Origin of the sequence: Arthrobacter sp. NyZ413, from assembly GCF_049390645.1 — a bacterium.
GTDB lineage: Bacteria > Actinomycetota > Actinomycetes > Actinomycetales > Micrococcaceae > Arthrobacter.
The window spans coordinates 60,580-74,271 of record NZ_CP155434.1 but is presented as its reverse complement, the minus strand read 5'-3'; the positions used below and the strand labels follow the sequence as shown (position 1 = coordinate 74,271).

General features: G+C 64.5%; 15 protein-coding genes. 4 read left to right on the top strand and 11 right to left on the bottom strand.

Annotated features, from left to right (window positions below; genetic code table 11):
• Positions 1 to 81: 81 nt before the first annotated feature.
• From ABCW42_RS00380 to ABCW42_RS00365, 4 genes are read right to left on the bottom strand one after another with little or no spacing between them, the layout of a single operon-like run.
• On the bottom strand, positions 82 to 1,392 hold the full coding sequence (locus tag ABCW42_RS00380) for a glycosyltransferase (protein ID WP_423183022.1): 1,311 nt from the start codon (positions 1,390 to 1,392) through the stop codon (positions 82 to 84).
• A complete protein-coding gene (locus ABCW42_RS00375; RefSeq protein WP_423183021.1) occupies positions 1,389 to 2,435 on the bottom strand; it encodes a glycosyltransferase in 1,047 nt (348 codons plus the stop codon). Before ABCW42_RS00375 ends, ABCW42_RS00380 begins: the two co-directional genes overlap by 4 nt.
• The gene (locus tag ABCW42_RS00370; RefSeq protein WP_423183020.1) at positions 2,435 to 3,520 is read right to left on the bottom strand and encodes a glycosyltransferase family 9 protein; all 1,086 of its coding nucleotides are present in this window, start codon (positions 3,518 to 3,520) and stop codon (positions 2,435 to 2,437) included. Before ABCW42_RS00370 ends, ABCW42_RS00375 begins: the two co-directional genes overlap by 1 nt.
• Entirely contained in the window at positions 3,517 to 4,068 is a 552-nt protein-coding gene (locus ABCW42_RS00365) for a D-glycero-alpha-D-manno-heptose-1,7-bisphosphate 7-phosphatase (RefSeq protein WP_423183019.1), read from the bottom strand. Before ABCW42_RS00365 ends, ABCW42_RS00370 begins: the two co-directional genes overlap by 4 nt.
• Positions 4,069 to 4,176: 108 nt before the next feature.
• Here ABCW42_RS00365 and ABCW42_RS00360 point away from each other — a divergent pair, with 108 nt between their 5' ends.
• Positions 4,177 to 5,145, top strand: coding sequence for a glycosyltransferase family 9 protein (locus ABCW42_RS00360; protein WP_423183018.1), 969 nt, complete (start codon positions 4,177 to 4,179; stop codon positions 5,143 to 5,145).
• A gap of 5 nt (positions 5,146 to 5,150) precedes the next feature.
• Here the strand turns inward: ABCW42_RS00360 and ABCW42_RS00355 are convergent, their stop codons facing one another.
• Positions 5,151 to 5,990, bottom strand: a complete 840-nt coding sequence (locus ABCW42_RS00355) for a sigma-70 family RNA polymerase sigma factor (RefSeq protein WP_423183017.1) — start codon at positions 5,988 to 5,990, stop codon at positions 5,151 to 5,153.
• A 147-nt stretch (positions 5,991 to 6,137) separates the two neighbouring features.
• On the opposite strand from ABCW42_RS00355, the gene ABCW42_RS00350 reads away from it, so the two are divergent.
• Both ABCW42_RS00350 and ABCW42_RS00345 read left to right on the top strand, forming a co-directional pair.
• Positions 6,138 to 6,878, top strand: coding sequence for a GAF and ANTAR domain-containing protein (locus ABCW42_RS00350; RefSeq protein WP_423183016.1), 741 nt, complete (start codon positions 6,138 to 6,140; stop codon positions 6,876 to 6,878).
• 33 nt (positions 6,879 to 6,911) lie between these two features.
• Positions 6,912 to 7,490 carry an SRPBCC family protein gene (locus tag ABCW42_RS00345; protein ID WP_423183015.1) on the top strand — a complete coding sequence of 193 codons (579 nt, stop codon included), beginning with the start codon at positions 6,912 to 6,914 and terminating at the stop codon, positions 7,488 to 7,490.
• Between the two features lie 125 nt (positions 7,491 to 7,615).
• Here ABCW42_RS00345 and ABCW42_RS00340 read toward each other — a convergent pair whose 3' ends face one another.
• The 3 genes from ABCW42_RS00340 to serS form a co-directional block, all read right to left on the bottom strand.
• Positions 7,616 to 8,461 (bottom strand): HAD family hydrolase, encoded by an 846-nt coding sequence (locus ABCW42_RS00340; protein WP_423183014.1) that lies wholly within the window; start codon positions 8,459 to 8,461, stop codon positions 7,616 to 7,618.
• A 224-nt stretch (positions 8,462 to 8,685) separates the two neighbouring features.
• Entirely contained in the window at positions 8,686 to 9,366 is a 681-nt protein-coding gene (locus ABCW42_RS00335; RefSeq protein ID WP_423183013.1) for a hypothetical protein, read from the bottom strand.
• A gap of 104 nt (positions 9,367 to 9,470) precedes the next feature.
• On the bottom strand, positions 9,471 to 10,751 hold the full coding sequence (serS, locus tag ABCW42_RS00330) for a serine--tRNA ligase (protein ID WP_423183012.1): 1,281 nt from the start codon (positions 10,749 to 10,751) through the stop codon (positions 9,471 to 9,473).
• Positions 10,752 to 10,862: 111 nt separating this feature from the next.
• Here serS and ABCW42_RS00325 point away from each other — a divergent pair, with 111 nt between their 5' ends.
• Positions 10,863 to 11,921 (top strand): diacylglycerol/lipid kinase family protein, encoded by a 1,059-nt coding sequence (locus tag ABCW42_RS00325; protein WP_423183011.1) that lies wholly within the window; start codon positions 10,863 to 10,865, stop codon positions 11,919 to 11,921.
• A gap of 4 nt (positions 11,922 to 11,925) precedes the next feature.
• Here ABCW42_RS00325 and ABCW42_RS00320 read toward each other — a convergent pair whose 3' ends face one another.
• From ABCW42_RS00320 to ABCW42_RS00310, 3 genes are all read right to left on the bottom strand, one after another.
• Positions 11,926 to 12,144: a hypothetical protein gene (locus tag ABCW42_RS00320; RefSeq protein ID WP_423183010.1), complete on the bottom strand. Its 219-nt coding sequence runs from the start codon at positions 12,142 to 12,144 to the stop codon at positions 11,926 to 11,928.
• A 91-nt stretch (positions 12,145 to 12,235) separates the two neighbouring features.
• Positions 12,236 to 13,210, bottom strand: coding sequence for a prephenate dehydratase (gene pheA / locus ABCW42_RS00315; RefSeq protein ID WP_423183009.1), 975 nt, complete (start codon positions 13,208 to 13,210; stop codon positions 12,236 to 12,238).
• A 29-nt stretch (positions 13,211 to 13,239) separates the two neighbouring features.
• Positions 13,240 to 13,566, bottom strand: a complete 327-nt coding sequence (locus ABCW42_RS00310; protein ID WP_133203833.1) for a rhodanese-like domain-containing protein — start codon at positions 13,564 to 13,566, stop codon at positions 13,240 to 13,242.
• Between the last annotated feature and the right edge of the window lie 126 nt (positions 13,567 to 13,692).

Genomic DNA, 13,692 nt, shown 5'->3' with positions numbered 1-13,692 from the left:
GCTCGCGTTCCGCGGTCCATCCGGCGGGAACCGTATCCGGCACGGAACGCAGCGCGGTGACCGGGATAGCGGATTTCGCCGTCACAGGACCACTCCTTCCAAGGGCTCATAGCCTTCACCGGCGCGCTGCGTGGCAGCGAGAACGGAGCGGTACGCTTTCTCGGTGTCCGCGGCCACACGCTCCCATGAGTAGCGTGACCGGGCCCGCCGAATCCCGGCCCGACCCATTTCGACCCGAAGCGCGGGATCGCCCAGCAATTCCGCGATCGCGGCGGCGATGGCTTCCGGGTCGCGGGGCGGGACGTGCAGCCCAGTCCCGTGGTCCTCAACGGTTTCCCTGAGGCCACCGACCGCCGCGGCAACCACCGGAACCCCGCAGGCCATCGCTTCAAGAGGCACGATGCCGAAAGGTTCGTACCAAGGAGTACAAGCTACGACGTCGGAACTCCGGAAGATGCCCGGCATCGCGTCCCGCGGTAGCTGGCCGAGCATCGTCACCTGATCGGACACGCCCAGGTCCCGGGCTGTTGCCCGCAAGCGCTGGACTTCCGGGTCATCCTCCAAGGCCAGCGCATCTCCGGAACCGCCGACGATGAGGAGTTCGACGTCGTCGAACCCCGCGTCGGCGAGCAGCGGCAACGACTGGATGACCAAGTCAACGCCTTTGCGCGGCACCAATCGGCCGACGCTGAGGATCCGGTACTTGCGTGTACGGGCGACGGCGGACGGACGGGCCTTGCCATCGCGGTACAGGTCGGCGGCAGCACCGCCGTCGGAATTTCCGTTGAACAACTCAAGGTCCACCCCGCAAGGGGCGATGGACACCTTCGCCGGATCGATGCCGAGCGCCTTCAGCTCGAACACTTCGTCGGGGCAGGTCGCCACGATCCAGTCGGCCGTCCGTCCCACCCAAGGCTCCAGCCATGCCCGGGCCGCCGGGCTGGTGTCCGCAGCACCCTGGTGCCGGCGTTTCACGGAGCCGAGGGCGTGGAAGGTCTGCACCACGGGAACCGGCTCGCTTCCTTTGGCCCGGCCAGCTGCCTGGAGGGCCGCGAGCCCGGACATCCAGAAGTGGGCGTGCACGACGTCGGGCACGTTCTTTCCCCAGTCCTGGCAGATTCCGTTTGCCAATTGGCCCATGAACGGCAGCAAGTCGTCCTTCGAAATGTGCGTGGGCGGACCGGCATCGACATGGACCACCGTGAGCCCCCGCTCCACCGGAACCCTTGCCGGGAGGTCCGGATCGTCGCGGCGCGTGTACACCGTGACGTGGTGCCCCCTCCGGGCCAGGTTCGAAGAGAGGGCGGCCACGTGGACGTTTTGTCCCCCGGCGTCAACTCCGCCCAACGCGGCCAACGGACTCGCATGTTCGGAAACCATGGAGATTTTCATCGATATATCCTCTCTGTGCCATGTCCGGCAAAAGCCCTACCGGATTGCGGGCGGGCAAGCCTCAGGTCCGCCAGGAGCTCGTCCCAAGCGTCAAGGAATTTCCCCAGGCCGTAGCGTTCCAAAGCGGCCTCCCTGGCAATCCTCCCCATGCCCGAAGCGACGTCCGGACGCTCCACAAGGTGGCGCGCGAAACGTCGGAGTTCCGCCACGTCGTTGGAAACCAAACCGGCCTCCGGCGGAACTGCCCGGGTAGCTTCGGTGGTAGCAAGTGCCACCACCGGCATTCCAGCGTGCATCGCCTCCAGCAAGGACAGTCCGAGCGACGTCCACCGCAGGGGATGCAAGTAAAGGCGGCACTTTGCGAGTTCCTGATGGAGGCGTGGCGCGGGAACGTCGCCCGCGATCCTGAGCTGTTCCGCGATACTGAGCCGTTCCGCTTCCGGGCCGGCTGTCCTGAGCGCTTCCGGCAAGGCTTCGGTGCCCATGCCAAACACCCGAAGCGGAGCCACGTTGGCGAATCCAAGGAGGAGGTCCGTCCCCGTCACCCGGCCGCGGCGGACCGGTTCGTTGACCACCACGCCCATTTCCTCGAGCTCTCCCGTGTACACGTAGCCCGGATCCGGAATCCCGTGCTCGATCACCACAGTGGGCGCCATCCCGGTGTCCCAAATCAGCCGATTGAAATGGGTGACATGCACCACCGGAATGTCGCGTTGTTCGGCCAAAGGATGGACACTCAGGGGCACGTCCCCCTTTGGCGCGTTGTGCTCAACGTAGACGGCGGGAAGGTCAATTCCCGGACGTCGCCCCAATGCCGAGGCCACGGCATCGATTTCCTCGGGCCGTTGCAGGACAACGACGTCGACGCTGCCCGGATCGAGGGCCGCCAAGTCGACTTCCTTCGCCGCGTCCGGCCAATCGCGGCCGCCGCGGCCCAGGCCCCAGGCACCGCCGTCGGGAGTGACAGGCAAAAGGTATTCGTGCCGGCCTCGGATGAAAGCCTCCATCCATCCGCCGTGGACGTGCCACACCAGGATCCGCATTACTTCCACACCTTTCGCCGGGTAGCAAGGGACGCGACTCCGCCCAACAGCCGCTCGACCGCTTCCACGACCTGTTCGGGCGAGACGGAGCCCAGGCAAGGGTGCCCGGGCACGGGACATTCGCGGGTCCGGGAATTCGCGCAAGGCGCGTCCTGGTCTCCCAAGAGCTCCAGGGGGACCCCGTAGGGCGCCCACCTGACGGCCGGGACGACGGGTGAAAACAGGCACACAACGGGGGTTCCCACCGCGGCAGCCAGATGTGCCGGTCCCGTGTTCCCGGTCACGACGACGGCGGCCCCCTTGAGCACCTCGGCGAGCGTCCGGAGGGAGGTACGCCCGCCTAGGTTGAGGGCCGAGGGACCGGCCACCGTTGCCGTGAGCGAGGTTTCACTTGGGCCTCCGGTCACCACGACGCGGTGTCCGTAGGCTTCAAGCAGTTCGACGAGGGCCGCATTATGCAAGGCAGGCCAAGCCCTGGCCGGGGCGGTCGCTCCCGGATGGACCACGATGTAATTGCCCTCCTGGGCGAGCTCCTCCACCAACCGGTCGGGCTCCTCGGAAGGCGCGATCCTCAGCTTGCCGTCGTCCCCCGAGGGGAGGTGGAATCCGGCGGCCTCGGCGATGCCCAGCGCGCGGATCGCCTCGGGTTGGTCTTCGACGAAGTCCTCGCCCGGCTTGAGGCGCACGTCCAAGAGCGAGCCGGCGTAATCCGTGGACGCCCCTGTGATCCGTTCGACGCCCGCCAAGCGCAGCAACAAGGCGAGGGGCAGCGGAGATTGGTGGAATGACGTGAGGATCACGGCCTCGTCGATCCTCGAAGCGCGGACAAAATCGACCAAGCTGTTCGTCAATTGCGCATCGGCGGCCGGCGCCGGATTCACGATCCACGGGCATGGCCAAGTGTGCGTCTCAGTGACATCGGGCAACATCTGCCCGGCACTTGCGCCCTCAGGTCCACACAAAAGAAGGACATCGTTGGGGTGGCTCCCGTCCGGCTTCTTCCCATGCGCCACGGCCCTCAAGGCGGGCCCCGAGAGGAGGACGTCTCCCATGCTGTCGAGCCGGGCGACCAAGACGCGGCTCATGGGCGGCCTCCCTGGGCCGGGACCCGGCCCAGCAACAAATTCACCGCATGCCACAAATCCCGGGCCACGAACTCGGCGTCGTCCACTTCCTCAACCCGGGTGGCCGCCGTCGGTACCAGGACGTGCCGGCTGCCTGCGGCCTTCGCAGCCTCGACGTCAGCTCCAATATCGCCAACATAGGCCGCCTCGCCTGGCTCTACTCCGATGCGGCGGCAGGCATTGACGATCATTCCCGGGGCAGGCTTCCGGCATCCGCAGTTGTCTTCCTGCCGGTGCGGGCACACTTCCCAAACGTCGAAAGATCCGAACAGTTGATCGACCCGCCGATTGACGGCATAGACCTGGTCGAGGGAAAGCAGGCCGCGCGCAACACCCGACTGGTTGCTTGCCACGCCAGTGGCAAGTCCCGCGCGGCGCACCAGTTCCACTGCCGCCCGGGCATGATTCATGGCCCGCACCCGTCGTGGATCACCGTTGTACGGCACATCGACAACCAAGGTCCCATCGCGGTCAAACAGGACCGCCTTCAACGTTCCGGTTCCTCCCATACCGGCAAGGTTCCCCACTTCTCCGACGCTAAACAGCACGGCCCGGAGAAGTTTCCCGCCGCCGTCGACGTCCGAACCGTGCCGTTAGACTCCTAGCGGGAGGCCTGAATGGACACTGCTGGGCGCAACGGAAAACCGCTACTGCTTGCCCTCCGGGCGCTCAAACTTGGCGACCTGCTAGTAGCGGTGCCGGCACTTCGCGCCCTCCGACGGGCCTATCCGGAACACCTCATCCTGTATGCAGCCCCCTCCTGGCTTGCCGACGCGCTCGAACTCGTTGGCGGCATCGGACACCTCCCGACGCCTGGCCTCGATGATCCCTTGCCGATCCAACCCGGGATCGTGGACATCGCGGTAAACCTCCACGGGAACGGCCCGGAGAGCAGGCAGCGCATCAATGAACTGCGGGCACGGCGGGTGATCGCACACCGCGCCGACGGCATCGAGGGGCCGGAGTGGATCAACGGGGTTCACGAGCGCGAGCGTTGGACGCGCCTGCTCACGTGGCACGGTATCGACGCCGATCCCCTCGATTACCGCCTTAAGCACCCTTCCCTCGAGCCTGCCCATCCCGGCGCCACGGTAGTCCACGTCGGGGCGGCGTACGGCAGCAGGTTGTGGCCGGTGGAGCGATTCGCCGAGGTCGCGGCGAGCCTCGGCAAGGCAGGCCACCAAGTGGTCCTCACCGGTAGCGCTTCCGAGCGGGAGCGCGCCGTCGAAACAGCCCGATTGGCGAACCTCAACGGAGCAAGGCTCGACGACGGCGCGGTGCTGGCCGGGCAGCAGGGCCTCGCCGAATTCGCAGCTACTGTTGCCGAGGCGCGCCTCGTCGTGTCCGCCGACACCGGTGCCGCGCACCTGGCTTCGGCCTACGCCCGGCCCTCCGTGGTGTTGTTCGGCCCGGCGCCCGCGGAGGAATGGGGACCGCCGCCCGGGCCGCACGTGGTGCTTACCGCCGTCGAACGTCGGCGCGGCGACGTTTTCGCCGCAGATCCCGATCCTGCCCTGCTGGCCGTCAGCGTGGGCGACGTCCTCGGGGCAATTCGTGGATTGGGTTGTTTGAGTGGCGACGGTTAGGGTGCTCAGCCGTCAGCCGGTTCCTTCAAGCGGCCGTGGCTTCGGCGCGTTTCTTCAGGTCGCGTTTCTTCAGGGGCGGTTCCCATCCCGAGGTCCAGGTTCTCATCAAGGAGGGTCTTTTGCAGTGAAACCAGAATTCGCGCGAGCTTCCGTGAGACCTGCATTTGCGACATCCCCAGTGCTTCGGCGATGGTCGACTGGGTCTCCTCGCGGTAATAGCGGCGGTAAAGGAGGTGCCGATCCTCCGCGCTGAGCCCACGGATGGCGTTTCGCAAGGCAAGGACGTCTTCCAGGCGGTCGGTCGGCGAACCCGGTGCGGAGAGGCAGCCGTGCAAGGACTCGCCGCTTTCGGGTGCGGGCGCGTCCAAGGAGTCGGGCCGTTTGCTGGTTCCGGCCGTCAATGCCTCCCGGACCTGTCCGGCCTCCAGCCCAAGCTCCAGGGCAACCTCGTCAGGCGACGGAGTCCGCCGCAGCGCCTGCGACATTTCCTCCATGCATGCCAGAACCTGGCGGCGAAGGTCTTGGACGTTCCTCGGAGGACGCACCACCCAGCAATGGTCCCGAAGATACCTCTTCACCTCGCCGGCTATGGTGGGCGCCGCATACGCTGGAAAGCTGCCCCCCTTCGCTTCGTCGAAGCCGCGGGACGCCTTGATCAATCCCATGTACGCAACTTGCCGGACGTCGTCGAGGTCGTGGGATCGCGAGGAATAACGGCTCGCGATCGAATTCGCCAAGTACAAATGGTCAAGGACCAAGCCGTCTTGGAAGCTGCGCCGGATGGTCCCCTCGGGTGAATGGCCGGCGTGAACGTTGTTGAAGTGCGGTGTCCGAAAGTGTGGCATCGGACCTCAATCCTTGGCCGTTAGTGGGCGGGCCGGTTGCAGGACCCAGAAAGAAAGCATGCTTACTTTAAAAGGAAAGCATGCTTACTATTTTCTTTCAACGGGGCTAGGCTCGAAGGGTAGATCCATCCGGAAAACGGAGGACCCATGGAAGCTGAAAAGAGCACCGACCCCAAGGTCGTCTCATCCGAAATTCAAGACCTGCTCCTTGATACACCCGACGTCGAGGCATTCCTGAGCGAACTGGCACGTCACTCCGCATCCGTACTCGGCAGTCCCGACAATGAGATGCTGTGCGGCGTTACCCTCCTCAGGCACGGAAGCGCGGGTACGGTGGCCAGCAGCAGCGAGCGGGCCTTGAAGTTGGACGAACTCCAATACAGATTCGCCGAAGGTCCCTGCCTGACGGCATGCAAAGAAGGGATCCAGGTTCACATTCCGGACCTCGAGAAGGACAAAGCCTGGCCCGAATACGGCCACGCAGCACGTGAGAACGGCGTCCGTTCCATCCTTGCCCTACCCATACCGCTGGTGGATGGAACGTCGCGCGCAGGGCTGAATATCTATTCGGAACAGCCCAACACATTCGACGAAGCGGCCGTGCAACGGGCCAGCGACTACGCCCAACAAGCTTCGAAAGGACTTCGCTTGGCGATCATGATCGCCCAGCACAGCGAAACCGCAGCCAACCTGCGCGCAGCAATGGAATCCCGGACAGTCATCGACGTGGCCACCGGAATCATCGTTGCCCAAAACCGGTGCACCCAGGCCGAAGCGCTGGACGTGCTCAAGAAGGCATCCAGCAACCGGAACATCAAGCTGCGCGACATCGCCGCGGCGGTCGTCGAATCCGCGGGGGGCGGAGCTATCCAAAGCCACTTTAGTTAAGAAGAAACCAAACAATCACTAGGAGATCCACACATGCACACCATCACAAAGGCTGTTGAGGTCGAGGTTCCCGTATCAGTCGCCTACAACCAATGGACCCAATTCGAATCCTTCCCCCGTTTCATGAGCGGGGTAGAAGACGTCCGGCAGATCGACGACGCCACACTGCATTTCTCCACCAAGATTTCCGGGGTCAATCGTGAATACGATGCCCGGATCACCGAGCAAGTCCCGGACACCATCATCAGCTGGGAAAGCCTGGAGCAACCCCGCAACGCAGGATCGGTACGCTTTGACTCGCTCGGCCCGGACCGCTCAGGCGTGAGCGTGACCCTCGAGTGGGAGCCGGAAACCTTTGCCGAAAAGGCAGGAGCCGCGCTTTCCGCAGACGAGATGCAAGTGGCCGCCGACTTGGACAAGTTCAAGGACTACATCGAAGACCGGCAACGCGAGACCGGCGCTTGGCGCGGTACCGTGGGCGGAGTCGACGTCGAAGGCAGCGGGCCGGTTCATACCGACACTGTTCGTGGCGGCACGCCGCTGGAGGGCGGAACCACAACCGGCACGCCGCTGGAGGGCGGAACCAACGACGACGGGACGCCGAACATCTGACACAAGCATGGTGCCTGGGCCTAGTCGGATTGAGCTCGAAAGCCAAAGGCCCGGGCACCATTTATCTTTGGCCTGGGTTCCCGGAGTGGGGCCGGCAGTTCCGGCGCTGGCTCGAGCGGGTGCCGCTAGAGGAGGCTCCGCAGCACGAGGGCAGCACCGTCGTCGTACACCGACGCGGTGACCTCGTCCGCTACGGCGAGCACCTCCACGGGAGCCTGGCCCATGGCAACACCGCGGCCAGCCCAAGTGAGCATCTCGATGTCGTTGCGTCCGTCGCCGATGGCAATCGTGTGGTGCGGTTGCGTGCCAAGCCTGCGACGCAGCTGCTCGAGTGCGCTTGCCTTGGTTACTCCTGCGGCGGCGATATCCAGCCAGGCCGTCCAGCCCACCGAGTACGTCACGCCGGAAAGTCCGATGCTCCTGATGGCCGTCGAGAATTCCTCGGCGGTATTTTCACTGCTGAAAACCACAACACGAACAGCCGTGGCCTCCAGCATGGTCTGGAAGTCGACGCCCACCGCTTCGACTCCGAAACTCGCATCCTGGAAGCGCTCTGTGGAGAGGAAGTTTCCGTCTTCGTCCTCAAGCGCGTACTTGGCGGACGGGAGCTGTTCGCGGAGGGCCAAGAGGGCCGGCGCGGGGTCGAAGGTTGCCCTGTGGATGATCGAGTAGCCGTCCTCCAGGCCGGGATCGAGCTTCAATGTCACGCCGCCGTTGCTGCAGACGGCGTAGCCACGGTCCATGCCGATTTGCTCAATGACGGGCAAGGTTGCATTCAAGGAACGTCCGGTGGCGATCAGGACATCGTGGCCGTCTGCCACCACTGCCTTCGCCGCATCCCGAACGTCCGGCGACATGTGGCCGTCGTGGTCCACGAGGGTCCCGTCAACGTCCAATGCGATCATGAGCTTTCGATTTACATTCCGCTGGTCATCGATGCCAGCGACTGAGTTTCCAGTCAAAATAGTCATGCCTCCAGTGAAACAGACTCGGCAAAGACCAGCTAGGACGAAGGCCACAGTAACGGATTAACAGGCGATGAATACTCCGACGTTATCCGCCCCGACATCACGCCAAGTCGTCAGTCGGAGCCGGGCCGGGGCCGCGGGCGGAGGTCAGGGCCGGGGGCGGAGGCCGGCGCGCAATAGCTTTTGCCGCAGCTGACCCGGTTGCTCCAGGTCTGCCCAACTCCACCTCACAAAGGCGAAGCCCGGCAATCTGCCCGCGCCAAGCGGGCAATACGGCGTGCCCGGAGCCCGGTGGCTTCCGGCGAGATGCCCTCAAGTTCCTCGGCGATGCCCGGATGATCGGCGAGGCATGCGTCGCGGCCCAACGTTCCTTGATCCGCCAGGATCCGCGCGACCCCCTCGGCCACAACCAGGGCATTGCTGAATGACGATGAAATCATGACGTCGACCGCCGTTTGGACCAAGCTAGTGCATACGAACTGCCCGGACACCACCGCGTCGACATCCCGCCGCAGCACATAGCGCATGGGGTAGTTTCCGAGGTTCCGGGCCTTTTCGGCAAGCGCGCTCTTTCCATGCACCATGAAGGTTGGAGGCCGCCTGCCCGTGATTCGTTCGGAGGCCGTAGCCAGTTCGACGAGCGGAGGCGTCCGCAGGGTGGGAATGCCAAGGACAACCGCAGCCGACTCTCCAAAGAAGACCGGCTGGTCGAACGCGAGACCCACTGCCGCGGCCGACCATTCGAATCTCTCGGCCGGCGTGGCGTCGACCCAGGCCGAGGTTTCCACGTAGTAGCCGCGCCTCAGCCGAACATAGCGACCCGCCCGGAAATGCCGGTGGATGGACGATGTTGACCCACTGAGGGCGAGTCGCTCAGCCGAGACGATGAGCTGGGGCGGGATATCCATGGGATTACTTTCCCCGGATCGATCCGCCGCGTCAGCCCTGAGATTCTCCTATGTGGAGAATCTCAGGGCTGTGGAGGGCAGGTCAAACAAGCCCCGGGATCACACTAGATAACCGGCAGAACCTCAAGGCCACCAAGGTACTTCTGCAGCGCCCTCGGGACGTTGACCGAGCCATCCGCGTTCTGGTGGTGTTCAAGGATCGCGACAATCCAACGCGTCGTGGCCAGGGTGCCGTTCAGGGTGGCAACGGCGCGGGTGCCCTTCGCTACGCCTTCCTCGTTGACCACGCGCTCACGGATGTTGAGGCGGCGGGCCTGGAACGTGGTGCAGTTGGACGTCGAGGTGAGTTCGCGGTACGCGTTCTGCGTGGGAACCCACGCTTCGCAGTCGAACTTGCGGGCCGCCGACATCCCGAGGTCCCCGGCCGCTGTGTCAATCACGCGGTACGGAAGCTCAACCTTGGCCAGCATTTGCTCTTCCCAGGCGAGCAGGCGCTCGTGCTCGGCGGCAGCCTCTTCAGCCGTGGTGTAGATGAACATCTCCACCTTGTTGAACTGGTGGACGCGGATGATGCCGCGGGTGTCCTTGCCATGCGAGCCGGCCTCGCGGCGGTAGCAGGAGCTCTGCCCGGCGTAGCGGATGGGGCCTTCCGAAAGGTCCAGGATTTCGTCCGCGTGGTAACCGGCCAAGGGGACCTCCGAGGTTCCCACAAGGTAAAGGTCGTCTTCGGCGAGACGGTAGATCTCGGCGTCGTGCTTTACATCGAAACCGGTACCCTGCATGGTTTCAGGACGCACCAAAGTGGGCGTGATCATGGGCACGAAGCCGGCTTCGATGGCCTGGTCCATGGCCATCTGCAAGAGGGCCATTTCCAAGCGGGCACCCACGCCGCGCAGGAAGTAGAAGCGCGCGCCGGACACTTTGGCGCCGCGCTCCATGTCGATCGCGCCAATCAGTTCGCCGATTTCCAGGTGGTCCCTCGGCTCGAAATCGGGGAATTCGCGGGGAGTTCCGACCGTCTTGACCACCACAAAGTCGTCCTCGCCGCCAGCAGGAATGCCATCCACGATCAAGTTGGGGATGACGCGGAGCAGCTCTTCCTGCTTCGCCTGCGCGGCATCGGCCTCGACAGACGCTGCCTTCACCGCGTTGGCCAACTCCTTGACCTCAGCCAGCAGGGCCTGCTTTTCCTCGCCCTTGGCCTGCGCCACTTTCTTGCCGAAGACATTCTGCTCCGCCCGGAGGCCTTCATAACGGATCAGTGCCGCGCGGCGGTCTGCGTCGGCGGAAATGATCGCGTCCACGATCGACTCGTCGGCGCCGCGGGCGCGCTGGCTGGCACGGAACTTGTCCGGGTTTTCGCTGAGGTCTTTTACGTCGATCACCAGATAAGAGTATCGAATCAGGCCGCGCCTCCGCGGATAGCGCACGACGGCGGCCGGCACCTTTCTGCGCACGTCCTCGCGGCGCGGTTGGCGGGATAGGGTTGGACTAGCATGAGCAACTGGATCCTGTACGTGATTCTGGCTGGGGGCGTGGTCTTTGCCGTCTCCAGTTGGTGGGGTGTGCGCAGGCTCAAAGCCAAGCACACCCGCAGCGCCGTGCGTGAGGACGCGCACAAGCCAGGACCCGGGCTGCAGAGGGTCGCGGTAGTCCTCAACCCGGTCAAAGGCAAGGCCGAGGAAGCCCGGAAGATCATCCGGGAAGCCTGCCACATCGCCGGCTGGGACGAGCCCAGGTTCTTCGACACCACCGCTGACGATCCCGGGCACTCCCAGGCGAGGGCGGCACTGGACTACCGGGCCGACGTCGTGCTTGTGGGCGGCGGCGACGGAACCGTGCGGGTGGTCGCCGAAGCCCTCGCGCACACGGGGGTCGCCATGGGCCTGGTTCCGCTGGGCACCGGCAACCTCCTGGCTCGAAACGTCGACCTCGATGTCAACAACCTGCGCGGCAACGTCGACACCGCACTCTTCGGCCACCAGCGCTATATCGACACCGCACGGATGTCCATTCACAACGAGCGCACCGGAGCCTCGTCAGAGCATGCCTTCCTGGTCATCGCGGGGATGGGCCTGGACGCCGAAGTGGTTGGCGATACCAACGACGACCTCAAGAAGGCAGTGGGTTGGCTGGCTTATACGGAAGCGGGCGTACGCCACCTGCCGGGCAGGCGCAAAAGGGTCAGCATCGCCATGGACGACGAACCCGAACAATCCCGGAAGATCCGCAGCATCCTTTTCGCGAACTGCGGCCTGATTCCCGGCGGCATCGATTTCATCCCGGGCGCGATGATTGACGACGGTGTCCTGGACGTGGTTGTCATGAGTCCGCGCAGCGCTATCGGCTGGCTCGCGATGTACGCGAAAATCCTGTTCAAGCACAAGCGCAACCTGCCGGTCATGAACTTTTACCGCACCGGCAAAGTGGTCATCCGGAGCAACGAGCCGATGGCAACGCAACTCGACGGCGATCCCGCCGGCGAGGCCACGAAGGTCACGGTCCAGGTTGAGCCGCGTTCCCTGCTGGTTCGCGTGCAGGACCGCCAGCCCTAACGCGCTATTCGCTGGGTTGGACTTCTTCTGCCGCTTTGCGTTCTGCCGCGGCTTTCGCAGCCGCACGGGCTTCGGACTGCTCGCGGATCATCGCTTGTTCTTCCTCGAAACGCAGGCGATCAGCGCGGTCGGCCTCGTCCCCGTCCCAATCCTGGTTGTCCGCCTTGGGCTTCGGGTTGACGATCATTCCCTGTCCGCTGGTGTCATTCTTATTTCCTGACATGGCCCGCTCCCTCCGTTTGGGGCATGCGTCCATCCTCTATGGATCAAGCAAGCATACGCACAGTTTCAGCCACGCGATAGGGGTTGAAGAGTCAATTATCCAGCGCCTGTGGAATAGGGTCGGCGCTCGATTCCGGCTCCAGAATGCTTCGGACCCAAGCGTGGGCCGACGAGAAGGCGGCATCCGATGTGTGAGGCGAAACGACTGCCTTTTGTTGATCCGCCCGCGCGTAGGAACCCAGGAATCGCGTGGCGGGACTGATGCGGTGCAGGCCGGCGAGGGCGTCCGCGACCCGTGCGTCCGACGCGTGCCCGTCGGCGTCAATGCTGAAGAAGTAGTGGCCGAGGTATTGCCCCGTGGGCCGGGATTCGATCCGGCTAAGGTTGACGCCCCTTGAGGCGAACTGGTCCAGGATCTCCATCAAGGCGCCAGGGCGGTCCTCCGGAAGAGGTACGACGACGGTGGTCTTGTCTGCGCCGCTGCGGTCCGGGAGCGCTCCGGGCCGGCTGACGAGCACGAAGCGCGTGACCGCGCCCGGGTTGTCGCCGATGTTCTCGGCAAGCACGTTCAGGCCGGGCCTCTCCGCCGCGACAAGCGGGGCGCAAATGGCCGCTTCGTAGTGCGCTCCGTCTTCGAGAAGCCCGACGGCGGCTGCCGCGGTTGAGGAGCCGGGAACGTATTCCGCATTCGGGATATTTTCATCGACCCACAAGCGGCACTGGGCCCAGGCATGGCCGTGCGTGGAAACTCGTCGGATGTCCGAAATCTTCACTCCGGGGCGGGCCACCAAAACGAAAGTGATGGGCACAAGGGCTTCGCGGATGATCCGAAGTTCCGCGCCTGTGGCGATGGCGTCCAGCGTGGCCGTCACGCCGCCCTCCACCGAATTCTCGATGGGCACCATGGCCGCATCCGCTTGGCCTTGGCGCACCCGTTCCAAAGCGGTGTTCACGTTGGAGCACGGCACCCGGTTTGCCTCGGCGGCGCCGGGAACCTGCAGGAGGGCGGCCTCGGTGAAAGTGCCTTCCGGGCCGAGGAAGGTGTAGGTGAGCGCGGACGCCGGCATCAAATATTCCTTAGGGGTAATGCTTCGAACTAGAGGACGACCGGTTTGAGGCCGTTCTCCGAGACCATGGGCCGGCCGGTTTCCAGCCACATGTCCATCCCGCCGGCGACGTTCGTGGCGCTGTATCCCTGACCCACAAGCCATTGGACAGCTCGGAACGATCGGCCGCCCGTCCGGCAAATAACGAACAAGTCCTCGTCGGGATCGAGTTCGTCCAAGCGGGCCGGAATCTCGTTCAGGGGAATATGCAGGGCCCCGACGGCGTGGCCCGCTTCCCATTCGTAATCCTCCCGGACGTCCAAGATCTTCGCGTCAGCAGGAACATCGCCTACGGGCACGGTCTCGAAATCGCTCACATGAGTTCCTTCCAACGGAAATCGGATCTAATTCAAGCCTATCCCCACCCCGGGCCGCCCACCGGAGCAACCCCCGCGGCGTGCGGGGGTCCAACGCTTCCTCACTCCCCCGCCGCAGCATTAGTC

Coding starts and splice junctions, on each gene's coding strand:
- ABCW42_RS00380 (WP_423183022.1), bottom strand. CDS start 1,392: ATGAAAATCTCCATGGTTTCCGAACATGCGAGTCCGTTGGCCGCGTTG.
- ABCW42_RS00375 (WP_423183021.1), bottom strand. CDS start 2,435: ATGCGGATCCTGGTGTGGCACGTCCACGGCGGATGGATGGAGGCTTTC.
- ABCW42_RS00370 (WP_423183020.1), bottom strand. CDS start 3,520: ATGAGCCGCGTCTTGGTCGCCCGGCTCGACAGCATGGGAGACGTCCTC.
- ABCW42_RS00365 (WP_423183019.1), bottom strand. CDS start 4,068: ATGGGAGGAACCGGAACGTTGAAGGCGGTCCTGTTTGACCGCGATGGG.
- ABCW42_RS00360 (WP_423183018.1), top strand. CDS start 4,177: ATGGACACTGCTGGGCGCAACGGAAAACCGCTACTGCTTGCCCTCCGG.
- ABCW42_RS00355 (WP_423183017.1), bottom strand. CDS start 5,990: ATGCCACACTTTCGGACACCGCACTTCAACAACGTTCACGCCGGCCAT.
- ABCW42_RS00350 (WP_423183016.1), top strand. CDS start 6,138: ATGGAAGCTGAAAAGAGCACCGACCCCAAGGTCGTCTCATCCGAAATT.
- ABCW42_RS00345 (WP_423183015.1), top strand. CDS start 6,912: ATGCACACCATCACAAAGGCTGTTGAGGTCGAGGTTCCCGTATCAGTC.
- ABCW42_RS00340 (WP_423183014.1), bottom strand. CDS start 8,461: ATGACTATTTTGACTGGAAACTCAGTCGCTGGCATCGATGACCAGCGG.
- ABCW42_RS00335 (WP_423183013.1), bottom strand. CDS start 9,366: ATGGATATCCCGCCCCAGCTCATCGTCTCGGCTGAGCGACTCGCCCTC.
- ABCW42_RS00325 (WP_423183011.1), top strand. CDS start 10,863: ATGAGCAACTGGATCCTGTACGTGATTCTGGCTGGGGGCGTGGTCTTT.
- ABCW42_RS00320 (WP_423183010.1), bottom strand. CDS start 12,144: ATGTCAGGAAATAAGAATGACACCAGCGGACAGGGAATGATCGTCAAC.
- pheA (WP_423183009.1), bottom strand. CDS start 13,210: ATGCCGGCGTCCGCGCTCACCTACACCTTCCTCGGCCCGGAAGGCACT.